Here is a 14,757-nt window from a genome sequence, read left to right as displayed (position 1 = left end):
CATCTGTGTTGCTATGCTGTGTTTTATTGTTAGGCGTTTGTTTTACGCCGTGCGGGATGCCTTAATACACGTCACGTTGATAACGTTGGTTTTCCCTTAACTCACTGAGATACTCTTCCGCCTCGTCCTGACTGAGCTTGCCTTGTTGTGCAATCACCTCAAGCAGGGCGTGTTCCACATCTTTCGCCATGCGGGCGGCGTCACCGCATACATAAATATAAGCGCCCTCTTGCAGCCATTGCCAAAGTGCGGTCGCTTTTTGGCGAATTTTGTGCTGTACATAGACTTTTTCTTCTTGATCGCGTGACCAAGCGAAGTCGTATTGATGTAAAAAGCCGTCTTTGGCGAATTGCTGCCATTCCGTTTGATACAAGAAGTCTTGCGTGAAGCGTTGATTGCCGAAGATCAACCAGTTTTTCCCTTCGGCTTGTTCGGCGGCGCGTTGTTGAACAAAGGCGCGGAACGGTGCAATACCCGTGCCGGATCCGATCATAATAATCGGTTTGCGGTTATCGGCGGGCAGACGGAAACCGTCGTTATGTTCGATAAAAACCCGCACCGTGCCGTCTTCTTCCACGCGATCGGCTAAAAAGCTTGATGCGGCGCCGGCTCTCGCTTTGCCGTTGTGCTCGAAACGCACGACGCCGACGCTTAAGTGAACCTCGTCACCGACTTCCGCTTGGGAAGAGGCGATGGAATATAAACGGGGCGCAAGCGGACGTAATAAGGCGACAAAGCGTTCGGCGCTCAGCGTGGTCGGGAAGTCGCGTAATACGTCAACAAGCGGTGTGTTTTGCACGTAATTTTGCAAATTTTCCGCATGACCTGCTAATGCCGTCAAGGCATCATGGTTTGCCGATTCGGCATAACCTTTCACAAAGGCAGGGGTATTTTGCGTCAGTTCAAGATGCGAAAGCATGGCTTGGCGTAACGGTATCGGTTGCCCGTTGACGTTGACCGTTTCCTCACCGTTCAAGCCGATGTATGAAAGCATTTCCGCGACCAATGCAGGGTCATTGTCGAACCATACGCCCAACGCATCACCGGCTTGATACTGCAAGCCCGAATCGGTTAAATCCAATTCGATATGGCGAACGTCTTTTTCCGCTTGGCGGGCGGTGATTTTTTGGTTGGTCAGCAGGGTGGCGGGAAACGGATTCTGTTTGTCATAACGTGAAGTCGTCCCACCTTGGCTTACGGTTTGGGCGGTCGTTTGGCTTGCCGTTGCGACATTTGACGCAGTTTTGGTTTTGAGCAATGCGACCACTTGTTCCGTCCACTGTTCTGCGGCGGCGTTAAAATCCAAATCGGCGTCAACCCTGTCCAATAACCGTTTAGCGCCCAATTCGGCAAAACGGCTGTCGAAATCTTTACCGGCTTGGCAGAAATTCGGATAAGAACTGTCGCCCAGCCCGAGGACGGCAAATTCAAGCTGATCCAATTTCGGCGCTTTTTTACCGTATAACAGTTTATATAACACCACACCTTCTTCCGGCGGTTCGCCTTCACCTTGGGTGGAGGTGACGAAGATCAGTGTCCGTTCATCGGCAATCTGTTTGGCTTTGTAGTCCTTGGCGGAAAACAACTTGACCTGAACGCCTTCCGCTTTTAAGCGTTCGGCAAGCCGGTTTGCCACGCTTTTCGCATTGCCGGTTTGCGACGCGGACAGAACGGTGACGGACAGCGGTTCGGCGCTTACGTGACAAGCGGTCGGTTCCGTCGTATTTTTTGCAAATCCGTTTTCCCCCTTGGCTTTTGCCCAGCAGTAACCTGACAGCCATGCCAGTTGAAGGTTGTCTAAATTGGCAAGCAGTGCTGCCGTCTCGGGCGGAAAGGGAAAATCCCTGGTGTTTTCAATGCTCATTTTATTTCCCACATAAAAAATCAAGAAAGTGTCATGCTTCCGTCGTCAAAATCATGCCGGCGGCAACGGTGTGATACGTCGCTTCATCAATCAAAATAAACGACCCCGTGGCGATATTGTGTTGATACGTCGTGGCGGTAATCGGTTTTTGTAAGCTGAGTTCTACTTCTCCGATATCATTGAGTTTCAACGTATCCGCTTCAGTGAATTTCGTTAATGTTTGTACGTCCAGCAGATGATCGATACGGCTGACTTTGGCGAACACCGTTTGCGTGGTGTGTTTGAGTAAGTATTTACGCGCCGGGTTGAGCGGGCGCTGATCAAACCAACAGACGGTGGCGCGAAGTCGTTTGGTCGGCGAAACGGCAGCGTCGGCGGCGACAAAGGTATCACCGCGCGAAACATCAATATCATCCGTCAAACGGAGGGTTACTTGTTCGCCGGCGGCAGCTTGAGTCACGATACCTTTCGGCGTGATGATTTCACGAACGTGAGAAATCAGCCCCGCAGGTTCAATCCGAATTTTGTCGCCGACAGAGATACTACCGGCTTCAATGCGTCCTTGATAGCCGCGAAAATCGTCTTGTTTATCGCTGTCTAAACGGATAACCAGTTGTACCGGGAAGTGGAAATCTTCTGCGCGCTCCGAAACATATTCGTTACTCGGCAGATTTTCCAATACGGTTAACAGCGGTTCGCCTTGATACCACGGCGTGCGTTCGCTGTGATGCACGATGTTGTCGCCTTGCAGTGCGGAAACCGGGATGAAATGCACGTCTTTCAAACCGAGTTGTTCCGCTAATCGGCGGTAAGCCTGCGTAATGCGATCGAATTTACTTTGATCAAAATCGAGTAAATCCATTTTATTGACGGCAACCAACACATGCGGGCAATTAAGGTGCTTTAAAATCGCCGAATGGCGTTTGGTTTGCGGTAACAATTCCAACGACGCTTGGTCGAAATCCAGCTGGGAGGCATCAATTAACACCACGGCGGCGTGGGCGGTGGACGCGCCCGTTACCATGTTGCGGGTGTATTGCTCGTGCCCCGGGGTGTCGGCGATGATAAATTTACGTTTTGCCGTTGAAAAATAGCGGTAAGCGACGTCGATGGTAATGCCTTGCTCCCGCTCAGCTTCCAAGCCGTCGGTTAAAATGGAAAAATCGATTACTTCCCCTTGGTTTTTGGATTTGTTGAGGCTTAACAGTTGATCGCTTAGTAGAGCTTTGCTGTCGTACAGCAAACGTCCGATAAGCGTGCTTTTACCGTCGTCTACACTCCCGGCGGTGATAAAACGCAGCGGTGCATATTGATTTAACTTACTCATGATGTTGTCCTGTCAAAATTAAAAATAGCCCTGTTTTTTACGTTGCTCCATGGCGGCTTCACTGACTTGATCGTCCATTCGCGTCGCACTGCGTTCGGAAATTTCGGTCACAGCGGTCTCTTTGATGATATCGAACGGATCTTTCGCCCGACTGGCGACAGGGCAAGTGCAGCTGATGTCACCGACGGTGCGGAAGCGAACCGAGAGGATTTCACTCTGTTCGTTCGGTGTTTTCGGTGTGATCGGTGTGACCGGCACCAACAAACCGTTGCGGCGGACAACTTCACGTTCATGGGCGTAATAAATCGGCGGAAGTTCGAGTTTTTCACGGGCGATATATTGCCAAATATCCAGTTCGGTCCAGTTGGAAATCGGGAATACCCGCATGTTTTCGCCTTTATGTAATTTGGCGTTGTAAAGCGACCATAATTCAGGGCGTTGCGCTTTCGGATCCCATTGCCCGAATTCGTCACGGAATGAAAAAATCCGCTCTTTGGCGCGGGCTTTTTCTTCATCGCGACGGGCACCGCCCATCAGTGCATCAAACCCGTTTTCTGCAATGGTTTCGAGCAAAGTGACCGCTTGTGCGGCATTACGGGAATCGGTTTCTTTGCGTAATACGACTGTGCCTTTCGCAATGGAATCTTCCACATGCCCGACAACCAATTTAGCGTTTAATTTTTTGACCTGTTCGTCACGAAAGGTGATGACTTCCGGGTAGTTATGACCGGTGTCGATATGGACGAGCGGAAACGGCAGCACGAAATCACGTCCTTCCAATTGGAACGCTTTGCGTGCCAAGGCGAGTAATACGACGGAATCTTTCCCGCCGGAAAACAGTAACGCCGGGTTGCTACATTCGGCAACGACTTCGCGAATAATATGAATGGATTCGGCTTCTAACCAGTCTAAATGACCGTCTTGAATGTGATGTTGTGTTGTCATATGTTCTTCCTATTTATGTAATCCGCACTCTTTGCTGTCTTTATTTTCCCACCACCAACGTCCGGCACGAATATCTTCACCAAGACGAACCGGCTTAGTACAAGGCTCGCACCCAATACTCGGAAAACCTTGATTATACAAATCGTTATACGGAATGTGATGATGCAAGATATAAGCCCACACCTCTTGCTCCGACCAATCGAAAATCGGGTTGTATTTATCGATGTGGCGTGCATTGTCTTGTTCGTGAAACGCCAGCTCGGTGCGGGTAACGGATTGTTCGCGGCGCTGTCCGGTTAACCATGCGTCGGCATCGGCGAGCGCACGGTTGAGCGGTTCGATTTTACGGATAAAGCAGCATTCCCGACGCAATTCGACGCTGTCGTAAAAGGCAAATTTACCGTGCTCGGTTTCATACTTTTTAGCGGCAGCGGCATTGGGATAAAACAGTTGCAGTTGCAGTGTCGGATAGGTACGCTGAATCGTTTTGATTAATGCCAGCGTTTCCGGGTTTAATTTGCCGGTTTCAAGGGTAAAAACCGTTATGTTCGCCCCGCTTTTGACGATAGCGTCGGTGATGACCAAATCTTCTACGGCTAAACTGCTGGCAAATTTTGCATTATGGTGTTGGTCGGCAATCTGTCGAATCCGTGAAATCAATGTACGTTGTTTATCGGCAAGGTTTGCCGCAACGTGCTGATCCGGTTGCGGAATCGTCCATAATTGCGGTCGTAAAAAACTCATTGTGTTTGTCCTGCATGGTGATTCGTAATGCTAGTTATAAATCGTAATTTTTATTCTTAAAAATAATAAGAGAATATGGTTTAGAGTTTTTTAGAATATGAATAGCAAAAGAATAAGAGAAATCAACATTATGCTGTTCCAAATAAGAACGGCTTTTATTTGGCTGCATTTTTTATACCTTTCCGGTATATCATGAACTTTTTAATTCTTTTGCGAAAACCCGATAAAAAAGGCTTTTGCAAAATAATTTGCAAAAGCCACCGCTTGTATTATGTCTTTTTTAAGACGCTAAGGGTAATTTTTCGATCGGCGCAAGGTAGGGTTGCGGCGGTGTCCAAAGGGTTTCTTGGGTTGAGATAAATTGCCCTGCCTGTTGGCCGAACCAAGCCAATTCGGATTGCAATTTAACGACTTCACCAATAACGATTAACGCCGGTGTCTCGGCTTGTTCGGCTAATCGGGCTAATTCCCGTAGTTCTCCCGTTTGGACCTGCTGATTCGCCAGTGTACCGTGGCTGATGATTGCCACCGGGGTGTCCGCCGCCCTCCCGTGTTGTTGAAGCCGTTCGCTTAATTCTTTTGCGTTAATCGTCCCCATATACACCACTAAGGTTTGATTACCCTGCGCAAGGGTTTCCCATTTTAAAGCGGTGCCGTTCGGTTTAAGATGCCCCGTAATAAACATGGCGGTTTGAGCATGATCTCGATGGGTCAGCGGAATACCGGCATAGGCGGCGGCGCCGAGTGCCGCGGTAATGCCCGGTACAACGGTAAACGGAATGCCGGCGGATTTCAGGGTTTCCAGTTCTTCGCCGCCACGTCCGAAAACAAAGGGATCACCGCCTTTTAAGCGTACTACCCGTTTCCCCTGTTTGGCGTATTTGACTAACAGTTGGTTGGTCTCTTCCTGTGCCACACTGTGTTTACCCGCCCGTTTGCCGACGAATACTTTATCTGCATCGCGTCGTACCAATTCCAATACAGCTTCGGAGACCAACGCATCGTATAACACGACATCCGCTTGTTGGATCGTTTGCAATCCTTTCAAGGTTAATAAACCGGCATCACCGGGACCTGCGCCGACTAACGACACCTCGCCGATGATCGGGTTTTCTGCTTCTAATTCACGTTGGAGCAAGGCTTCCGCCTGTTCGATTTGATGGTTTTCGGTGAAACGCTGAAACGCCTGGTTGGTAAACAGCTTTTCCCAAAAACGGCGACGTTGGGTCAGATGGGCAAATTGATTTTTTACCGCATTCCGCCAACGGGCTGAAATGTCGGACATTATCCCGACATTTTGCGGAATCAGGGTTTCCAATTTTTCCCGTAATAGTCGGATTAACACCGGTGAAGCGCCGCCGCTGGAAATCGCAATTTGAACCGGCGAGCGATCCACTATCGACGGAAAGATATAACTGCATAAAGATTGTTCGTCTACCACATTGACCAAACGTTGTTGTGATTCTGCGGCATGGAAAACCCGCTGATTCAGGGCGTTGTCGTCGGTAGCGGCAATAATTAAATACGCTTGGTTGACTTGTTCATCCTGAAACGTTGTGGCATACCATTCGATTTTTCCTTCATCCGCTAATTTTTGGAGTGAGCGGTGGAGCTTTTCCGCGACGACTTTGACGATGGCTTGGGCTTTCAATAACGCATCAATTTTACGTGCGGCAACATGTCCGCCCCCGACGACCAACACCGGTCGCTGTTTTAAATCCACAAAAATAGGTAAATAATTCATTCCATACTCCCAAATAACGGACTGGTCGATAATATTGAAATCGCCGTCGTGTAAAACAGTATTGCGGTAATCTCACTGTTGCCGGTGTTATACGGCAAAACGTTTATTCTTAAAAAGAATAAGAAAATATAATGTAGAGAATTTAGGAATAATAAACGCGCTCGGTGAGTGTCGTTTAAATCATAAATTCGATTAATTCGTCACGTAAAAAGACATTCACTAAAGCGGGAATCAATGAAACGGGTTCGCCGATCTTAAAATCTTCTTGTTCGAATTGTGTGTGGTTAACGGAGACTTCAATCGGTTTTTCATTATGTTTCACCGCAACTTCAACAAAAATTGTCGGACCTGCCGTATGGATCCGAATAATTTCTCCGCGAATGGCGTTATCAATCGCTTTTTTCGTCAAGGTAATTTCATGCGGGCGTACATAGGCGATGGCGGATTGCGAAATATAATGTTGATTTAATGTTTGCGAGAATTGACCGATTTTTAACATATTTCGTTCTACAAAGCCGTGCAGTGCATTTACTTCGCCTAAAAAATGCGCCACAAACGCGGTTTTCGGTTGTTTATAGACTTGATCGGGCGTGCCGATTTGCTCTATTTGTCCTTTATTCATCACGATGATTTTATCGGCAACTTCCAATGCTTCATCTTGATCATGCGTTACAAACAGGCTAGTGACATTGATTTCATGATGAAAATCCCGCAGCCAGCGACGAAGTTCTTTCCGTACCGTTGCATCCAATGCGCTGAACGGTTCATCAAGTAGCAGTACTTTCGGTTGAATGGCCAATGCCCGAGCCAAGGCGACACGTTGACGCTGTCCGCCGGAAAGCTGATCGGGGTAATGGCTTGAAAAACGGTTAAGCTGAACTAAATCCAATAATTCGCGTACTTTACGATCAATTTCCGCATCACTTAAACGCTGAGCTCTCGGTTTAACTTTTAAGCCGAATGCTACATTTTGTGCGACGGTCATATGTCGAAACAATGCGTAACTTTGAAAAACAAAGCCGATATCGCGATCTTTGGCGCTGAGTGCGCTGACATTGCAATTTTCAAAGAAGATCTGACCGCTTGTAGGCTGTTCCAATCCGGCAATAATACGCAAAAGCGTCGTTTTACCGCAACCGGACGGTCCGAGTAATGCCGCCAGTTCACCTTTGTTTACGGTAAAGTTGATGTCTTTTAAGGCGGTGAAGTGATCAAAGGTTTTTTGAATATGTTCAATGGTAATGCTCATGAATCCCCCTAGGCCAATTCGCGGCTCAATTTACTTTCCGTCCATTGACGGGCTAATAATAAAACGAGTGAAAGAAGTAATAATAAAATCGCCACGCTGAATGCCGCGACAATGTTGTATTCGTTGTACAAAATTTCGATATGTAACGGTAACGTGTTGGTGTAACCGCGGATGTGCCCCGAAATAACCGAAACGGCGCCGAATTCCCCTAACGCGCGGGCGGTACATAGTACGACACCGTGTAATAATGCCCATTTGATATTCGGTAAAGTGACATGCCAAAAGATTTGCCAGCCGTTTGCGCCGAGTACCGTTGCCGCTTCTTCTTCACCGGTTCCCTGTGCCTCCATAATCGGAATAAGCTCGCGTGCGACAAACGGTACGGAAACAAATATCGTGGCAAGTATGATGCCGGGAACGGCGTAAACGATCTGGATATCCCATTCGGTCAAATACGGATATAACCAGCTTTGTGCGCCGAACAGCAAGACATAAATCAAACCGGCGACAATCGGTGAGACGGAGAAAGGCAAATCAATTAAGGTAATCAGAAATTGCCGTCCTTTGAACTGATATTTAGTGACTAACCACGCCGCAGAGATACCGAATATGATGTTTAACGGCACCGCAATAGCGGCGGCAAGCAAGGTCAGCTTTAACGCAGAAATGGTATCCGGTTCAAGAATATTTTCCCAAAAAACGGGAAAGCCTTCACTCAATCCTTGTGAAACAACCACATACAACGGAAGTACCAATAAGACGGCAAAAATAATGAAAGAGAGGATAATTAAAGCATAATCCGTCACAGTGTATTTAGATGTAGTTACTGACATCTTTGCTCCTTAAGACGCAAAATCGGCTAATCGACGTTGAATCAGGTTAATTGCGAATAACAACGTGAACGAGATAAGTAACATTAAAATTCCTAAGGCGGCGGCACCGACATAATTATATTGATCCAGTTTTGACACAATCAGTAACGGTAAGATCTCGGTTTTAAACGGAATGTTACCGGCAATAAAGACGACGGAACCGTATTCGCCGATGGCGCGGGCAAATGCCAGCGTAAAACCGGTAATCCAAGCGGGCAAAATGGCGGGTAAAATCACGTGAAAGAAAATCTGTAGTCGGTTTGCCCCCAAAATGCCGGCGGCTTCTTCCACGTCTTTCGGTAAATCTTGTAATACCGGTTGCAGTGTTCTGACGACAAACGGCAAGGTGACAAACAGTAACGCTAAGGTAATGCCGATTGGGGTATAAGCGATTTTTATCGAAAACCACTGCCCGATAACACCGTTTTGCGCATAAATTGCCGTTAAAGCGATCCCGGCGACGGCAGTCGGTAAGGCAAACGGCATATCGATAAAAGTATCGATAAATTTACGTCCGACAAAACGGTAACGCACCAATGTCCACGCTAAAATACCGCCCAACAGGGCATTTAATAGTGCGGCGGTAAAGGCTGTACGTAAAGAGAGCCATAACGACAGTAGCAGTTGCTTACCGGTCAGTAATTCGACTAATTCCGCCCAAGTAATTTGAGTGGAAAATAAAAACAATCCGAATAACGGAATCAACACAATAATGCTTAAAAAACTCACGGTATAACCCAGCGTCAATCCGAACCCCGGGATAATACGGGAGGAAACGATAGCCATAAATCACTCCTTATTTTGGCGCCCGAATCCGATTCGAACGCCCGCCGATTATTTATTCAGTTCGGCAAAAATTTTGTCGAAAATCCCACCGTCGGCAAAATAGGTGTTTTGTGCGTTTTCCCAGCCGTTAAAATAGTGATCGACGGTCACCAGTTTTAATGTCGGAAATTGTTGACGATATTGTTCAAGAATGGTCGGATTGCTCGGACGATAAAAACTTTTGGCAATGATATGCTGCGCTTCGTCACTATAGAGATATTCCAAATATGCCGTTGCTTGTCGGCGGGTTCCTTTCTTATCCACGACTTTATCAACGATCGCTACGGGTGGTTCGGCAAGAATGGAGAGAGAGGGCGTCACAATTTCAAATTCACTACCGCCTTGTTCGTTTAATGCCAAATGCGCTTCGTTTTCCCAAGCAATCAATACATCCCCCAATCCCCGTTGGACAAAGCTGGTGGTCGCCCCTCGCGCACCGGTATCCAGTACGGGAGCATGTTTGTAAATGGTCGTGACGAATTCCAAGGCTTTATCGTCCGAACCGAATTTTTCTTTAGCAAACGCCCATGCCGCTAAAAAGTTCCAACGTGCACCGCCCGAGGTTTTCGGATTCGGTGTAATGACTTCTACGCCCTCACGGGTTAAATCGTCCCAATCGCGGATATTTTTCGGATTTCCTTTCCTTACTAAAAAAACAATAGTAGAAGTGTAAGGCGTACTGTTGTTGGCAAACTCTTTTTGCCAACCCGGTTCAATAAGCGTTTGGTTGCGATTTATCGCATCAATATCGCCCGCTAAAGCCAATGTCACGACATCGGCTTGCAAGCCGTCAATAACGGAACGCGCTTGTTTGCCGGAACCACCGTGGGAGGTTTTAATTCGAACGGTTTCCCCTTGCGTGGCTTTCCAATGTTCGGCAAACACTTGGTTATAGCTTTTATATAATTCTCTAGTCGGATCGTAAGAGACGTTTAATAATTCATTGGCGTGGGAAACCGATGTCATCATTACGGTCAGCATGCCGGCAAATAAAGGAATGTGTTTAATGGCATTCAGGGTATGGCGAAGGTTATTTTTCGATAGACTGTTTTTCATCAGGATCTCCTTGAGTGTCATCCGTGGCGCTCCGCTGGGAAGATCAGCCACTGTTTTTGCAAGTCGGCAGCATTAAAACATCCCCGATTTCGCGTGAGAAATACGAAAACCGAATGTGATATATGAAATAAGAATGGGAAAGAGGACTCTCGGCGGTGTTTTTCGGATAATTTTTGCCAAAAACAACTTAAATTCACTTAGCGCGGTTAAATAAACATTTTTTGTGATCTCATTCACATTTTCACGGTATCGACTTTGAAATCATTTTTCATTCGGCGTATAGTCGGGCGTATTAATAACCCTTAGGGTGTTACGTTAATTCGGCAAGCCTAAGCAAATCGGGAGACAAAACCCGGTTTGCTTAGGCTTTTTTATTGCCCTGCTAACAGAACATTCACTCAACACAGGAGACGTTTCTATGAGTAATTTAAAACCTTTCCCGCAACACTTTTTATGGGGCGGAGCCACGGCGGCAAACCAAATCGAAGGCGGTTTCGACCAAGGCGGCAAAGGCTTATCCAGTGCGGATATGGTGGCTTTCGTGCCGAAAGCGGAACGGGGGGCGCACAGTGCATCTATTGAAGTGTCTTCACAACGTATTGAAGAGATTCTTTCCGGTAAATTTAATGCGCGTTTTCCGAAACGTGACGGGATTGATTTCTATCACACTTATAAAGACGACATTGCACTGTTGGCGGAAATGGGCTTTAAAATGTTCCGTATCTCGATTCACTGGGCGCGTATTTTCCCGAACGGTTATGATGAACAACCGAACGAGGAAGGCTTGGCGTTTTACGATCGCATCTTTGACGAATTACTCAAACACGGTATTCAACCGATGGTTACGCTCTGCCACTATGAGATTCCGCTTGGCTTGGTTCAACGCTATAACGGCTTCTTAGACCGAGCCGTTGTCGGGCATTTTGTCCGTTATGCCGAAACCGTGTTCCGTCGCTATAAAGATAAAGTGAAATATTGGTTAACCTTCAATGAAATCAATATGGTCACCATGCATAGCCCGTATACCGGCGCCGGTTTAGTGATCGATCGCGTACCTGAAGCCGAACGTGAGAACGCCAAATACCAAGCGCTACATCACCAGTTTGTTGCCAGCGCCCTTGCCACCAAAGCGTTGCATGAGATCATTCCTGACGGAAAAATGGGATGCATGTTGGCAAGAATGTTGCATTACGCGCTGACGGCGGATCCGTTGGATCAACGCAAAGCGCAATGGGGCAATCAGCAAAATCTGTTCTATACGGATGTTCATGCCCGCGGAGAATACCCGAAATATATGCTGCGTCATTGGGCGGAAAATAATGTTCACATTCAAAAAGAAGCGGGGGATGATGCAATTCTCAAACAATATCCGGTCGACTTCATTTCATTCAGTTATTACATGTCAGTCTGCGTTACCACCCATGAAGATCAGGGCGAACGTGTTGGTGGTAACTTGATTGAAGGGGTGAAAAATCCGTATTTACAAGCGTCCGATTGGGGTTGGCAAATCGATCCGATCGGGTTGCGTTTAACCTTAAACGAAATGTACGACCGTTATCAAAAACCGCTGTTTATTGTCGAGAACGGCTTGGGCGCTTATGATAAAGTTGAAGACGGTAAAGTCCACGACAGCTACCGTATCGATTACCTACGCGCTCATATTCGCCAAATGCAGGAAGCGATTACCGATGGCGTAGAATTGTGGGGCTATCTTGAATGGGGACCGATTGATTTGGTCAGTATGTCAACGTCCGAGATGTCGAAACGCTACGGCTTTATTTTCGTCGATATCGATGATGACGGCAACGGCTCCCGCCAACGTATCCGTAAAGATTCGTTCTTTTGGTATAAGAAAGTTATTGCGAGCAACGGCGCGGATTTAGCCTAATCATCAGCCTTACAAGCGGTCAGATTTGCGCAATATTTTGCAAAATATCGTGTGAAACAGACCGCTTGTCATCGCGTATCCAGATTTCTTTATAGCCGAAATGCCGTGTGTTATCGGTAAATTTCACGTTATCCAATCGAATACGCCATACGTCCGTTTGGTGCAAACGGGCAATCGGGTGTTTTGCTATGTATAACGCAAGCGCTTGCTTACGGGCTTCTCCGTCCAACAAAATCGCCTGAGCGGCAAATTGAATTCCCTGAATTTGACGGATGTTTGTCGCTTGATCGGAAATGGTTCCGACAACCGCAGCGGATTTGAGCATTAATTGACCGTGCCGAGTGTCGCGTGAAGTCAACACGATCAAACCGACGTTCGTTAAATCAAACGCATAAAAACAACTCGCCGCCCACATCTCGCCGAGGTATTGTGCGGTAATGCCGACGACGTGGCGACGGTTCAAATAGTCAATCATGGTTTGAGGCAACATGGCATGTTCCTTTTTATTTTTCAGGATATTCGGAACATAATAGCATGTTCTTTTTCTAAATGAGCAGACGTGTATATCTATCAATTTTAGGAGTATTTATGAACCACTCTTCTTTTACCGCGCTAATGAGCGTAGCGCTCAGTACAAGTGCGTTTGCCGCACCGCCTATTCAACAAGATCCGCTTGCCGATCTGCCCTATTTCAATAAAACCGACAGGGGCTATCAACTTGAATTCAATGATAAACACTACCGAAGTCTGGAGACAACGGTAAATGGCGAAAAAGTGAAATTCCGTGCCTTTGAAAAAATCGTGTATGTACAAAATCCGTTAGAGCCAGATTACCAAACCATCAATTTCTATGTGCCGGAAGCCTATTTCAATAACGGTGAAATCAATGGCTTTAACGCACAAACCGCACCGATTTTCCTACCGAACGCCGTTGGCGGTTATATGCCGGCGAAAGCGGCAACCTATGACAAAAAAGGGGTTGATGCCAGCGATAAACCGAATGCAATTCAAACCGCTCTCGCCAAAGGTTATGTTGTTGCCAGTGTCGGCGCTCGCGGGCGAACTTTAGAGCAAGGCGGGAAATACACCGGCAAAGCCCCTGCTGTCATTATCGATTTAAAATCCGCAGTTCGTTATTTACATTTTAATGACGGTAGAATGCCTGGCGATGCGAACAAAATTATTTCCAACGGTACCAGTGCGGGCGGCGCGCTGTCGGCGTTACTCGGCGCAAGCGGAGATAACCCGGATTATGCGGACTATTTCAAACAAATCGGTGCAGCGGAAGCCAGTGATGCGATTTTTGCCGTTTCTGCCTATTGCCCGATTACCAATCTTGAACATGCCGATAGCGCGTATGAATGGGAGTTTAACGGCTTAAACGACTATAGCCGTATGGATATGAGTAAACTGAATGCCGCTACGTTTAATGATCGTTCAAAACCGATGCCGAAACTTGAAGGTACATTAACCACGGCGGAAATACAAACGTCGAACGAATTGAAAGCCTTATTCCCTGCCTATTTAAACGGGTTGAACTTAAAAGATGAAAAAGGAAATGCGCTGACTCTTGATGCACAAGGCAACGGCTCATTCAAAGACTATGTGAAAAAAGTGATTGTTCGAGCGGCGGATAAAGCCCGTAAAAACGGTAGCGATTTAAGTGATAAAACATGGTTGACATTCAGTCAAGACGGTGTGACCGATATGGATTGGAACGGCTACATTCATTCGGAAAAACGGATGAAATCGCCACCGGCATTCGATGCTTTTGACTTAAGTAGGGGGGAAAATAATCTGTTCGGTACGGAGACCGTCAACAACCGTCACTTTACCGAGTATTCGCTCAAGCGCAGTACGGCTCAAGGCGGTATGGCGGATGCGGAAACTGTCAAACTGATGAACGCCATGCGCTATGTGGATAATCCGAAAGCTGCGGAACATTGGCGGATTCGCGTCGGTACGTCCGATCGCGATACGTCGCACGCTATTAGTGCGATGTTGGCAATCAAATTACAGATGCAAGGTAAAAAAGTTGATTACGAAACACCGTGGGCGGTGCCGCATTCGGGCGACTACGATCTGGACGAGCTGTTTCAATGGATGGACGGTATTTCAAAATAATCGTGACGGTTATATTTTCAGATAAACGTCCCGAAAATGAATGAAAACATATCTTAGATTTCAGCCCCGCTTGGGGCTGTTTTTTTAATTCCTTTTCCGATAATTAAAATAAACGACAT

General features: G+C 47.0%; 12 protein-coding genes. 2 read left to right on the top strand and 10 right to left on the bottom strand.

Features of this window, described 5'->3' with window-relative positions; all coding sequences use genetic code 11:
• Positions 1–61: 61 nt before the first annotated feature.
• The 9 genes from ACEYKX_RS09610 to ACEYKX_RS09570 form a co-directional block, all read right to left on the bottom strand.
• The gene (locus ACEYKX_RS09610; RefSeq protein WP_373766770.1) at positions 62–1,864 is read right to left on the bottom strand and encodes an assimilatory sulfite reductase (NADPH) flavoprotein subunit; all 1,803 of its coding nucleotides are present in this window, start codon (positions 1,862–1,864) and stop codon (positions 62–64) included.
• Positions 1,865–1,895: 31 nt separating this feature from the next.
• Positions 1,896–3,191, bottom strand: coding sequence for a sulfate adenylyltransferase subunit 1 (locus tag ACEYKX_RS09605; protein ID WP_373766771.1), 1,296 nt, complete (start codon positions 3,189–3,191; stop codon positions 1,896–1,898).
• Positions 3,192–3,209: 18 nt separating this feature from the next.
• Positions 3,210–4,136 carry a sulfate adenylyltransferase subunit CysD gene (gene cysD, locus ACEYKX_RS09600; RefSeq protein ID WP_373766772.1) on the bottom strand — a complete coding sequence of 309 codons (927 nt, stop codon included), beginning with the start codon at positions 4,134–4,136 and terminating at the stop codon, positions 3,210–3,212.
• A gap of 9 nt (positions 4,137–4,145) precedes the next feature.
• Positions 4,146–4,880: a phosphoadenylyl-sulfate reductase gene (locus ACEYKX_RS09595; RefSeq protein WP_373766773.1), complete on the bottom strand. Its 735-nt coding sequence runs from the start codon at positions 4,878–4,880 to the stop codon at positions 4,146–4,148.
• Positions 4,881–5,160: 280 nt separating this feature from the next.
• The gene (cysG, locus tag ACEYKX_RS09590) at positions 5,161–6,624 is read right to left on the bottom strand and encodes a siroheme synthase CysG (protein WP_373766774.1); all 1,464 of its coding nucleotides are present in this window, start codon (positions 6,622–6,624) and stop codon (positions 5,161–5,163) included.
• Positions 6,625–6,799: 175 nt separating this feature from the next.
• Positions 6,800–7,873, bottom strand: coding sequence for a sulfate/molybdate ABC transporter ATP-binding protein (locus ACEYKX_RS09585; protein WP_373766775.1), 1,074 nt, complete (start codon positions 7,871–7,873; stop codon positions 6,800–6,802).
• Positions 7,874–7,881: 8 nt separating this feature from the next.
• Positions 7,882–8,706, bottom strand: coding sequence for a sulfate ABC transporter permease subunit CysW (gene cysW / locus ACEYKX_RS09580; RefSeq protein ID WP_373766776.1), 825 nt, complete (start codon positions 8,704–8,706; stop codon positions 7,882–7,884).
• A gap of 9 nt (positions 8,707–8,715) precedes the next feature.
• Positions 8,716–9,525, bottom strand: coding sequence for a sulfate ABC transporter permease subunit CysT (gene cysT / locus ACEYKX_RS09575; protein WP_373766955.1), 810 nt, complete (start codon positions 9,523–9,525; stop codon positions 8,716–8,718).
• A gap of 54 nt (positions 9,526–9,579) precedes the next feature.
• Entirely contained in the window at positions 9,580–10,551 is a 972-nt protein-coding gene (locus ACEYKX_RS09570) for a sulfate ABC transporter substrate-binding protein (RefSeq protein WP_373766956.1), read from the bottom strand.
• Between the two features lie 493 nt (positions 10,552–11,044).
• Between ACEYKX_RS09570 and ACEYKX_RS09565 the strand changes: the two genes are divergently transcribed.
• The gene (locus tag ACEYKX_RS09565; RefSeq protein WP_373766777.1) at positions 11,045–12,514 is read left to right on the top strand and encodes a glycoside hydrolase family 1 protein; all 1,470 of its coding nucleotides are present in this window, start codon (positions 11,045–11,047) and stop codon (positions 12,512–12,514) included.
• Between the two features lie 19 nt (positions 12,515–12,533).
• Here the strand turns inward: ACEYKX_RS09565 and ACEYKX_RS09560 are convergent, their stop codons facing one another.
• On the bottom strand, positions 12,534–13,004 hold the full coding sequence (locus ACEYKX_RS09560; protein ID WP_373766778.1) for a hypothetical protein: 471 nt from the start codon (positions 13,002–13,004) through the stop codon (positions 12,534–12,536).
• Between the two features lie 125 nt (positions 13,005–13,129).
• Here ACEYKX_RS09560 and ACEYKX_RS09555 point away from each other — a divergent pair, with 125 nt between their 5' ends.
• Positions 13,130–14,638 carry a subtype B tannase gene (locus ACEYKX_RS09555; RefSeq protein WP_373766957.1) on the top strand — a complete coding sequence of 503 codons (1,509 nt, stop codon included), beginning with the start codon at positions 13,130–13,132 and terminating at the stop codon, positions 14,636–14,638.
• Positions 14,639–14,757: the final 119 nt, after the last annotated feature.

Origin of the sequence: Glaesserella sp. (assembly GCF_041817755.1) — a bacterium.
Taxonomy (GTDB): domain Bacteria; phylum Pseudomonadota; class Gammaproteobacteria; order Enterobacterales; family Pasteurellaceae; genus Glaesserella.
The sequence above is the reverse complement of the archived record's forward strand: the minus strand, read 5'-3'. Positions and strand labels throughout refer to the sequence as shown.

Excerpts from the sequence above, each read along its gene's own strand:
- ACEYKX_RS09560 (WP_373766778.1), bottom strand. The coding sequence starts at position 13,004 with ATGTTGCCTCAAACCATGATTGACTATTTGAACCGTCGCCACGTCGTC.
- ACEYKX_RS09570 (WP_373766956.1), bottom strand. The coding sequence starts at position 10,551 with ATGCTGACCGTAATGATGACATCGGTTTCCCACGCCAATGAATTATTA.
- cysW (WP_373766776.1), bottom strand. The coding sequence starts at position 8,706 with ATGTCAGTAACTACATCTAAATACACTGTGACGGATTATGCTTTAATT.
- cysD (WP_373766772.1), bottom strand. The coding sequence starts at position 4,136 with ATGACAACACAACATCACATTCAAGACGGTCATTTAGACTGGTTAGAA.
- ACEYKX_RS09610 (WP_373766770.1), bottom strand. The coding sequence starts at position 1,864 with ATGAGCATTGAAAACACCAGGGATTTTCCCTTTCCGCCCGAGACGGCA.
- ACEYKX_RS09565 (WP_373766777.1), top strand. The coding sequence starts at position 11,045 with ATGAGTAATTTAAAACCTTTCCCGCAACACTTTTTATGGGGCGGAGCC.
- cysG (WP_373766774.1), bottom strand. The coding sequence starts at position 6,624 with ATGAATTATTTACCTATTTTTGTGGATTTAAAACAGCGACCGGTGTTG.
- ACEYKX_RS09555 (WP_373766957.1), top strand. The coding sequence starts at position 13,130 with ATGAGCGTAGCGCTCAGTACAAGTGCGTTTGCCGCACCGCCTATTCAA.
- ACEYKX_RS09595 (WP_373766773.1), bottom strand. The coding sequence starts at position 4,880 with ATGAGTTTTTTACGACCGCAATTATGGACGATTCCGCAACCGGATCAG.
- ACEYKX_RS09585 (WP_373766775.1), bottom strand. The coding sequence starts at position 7,873 with ATGAGCATTACCATTGAACATATTCAAAAAACCTTTGATCACTTCACC.
- ACEYKX_RS09605 (WP_373766771.1), bottom strand. The coding sequence starts at position 3,191 with ATGAGTAAGTTAAATCAATATGCACCGCTGCGTTTTATCACCGCCGGG.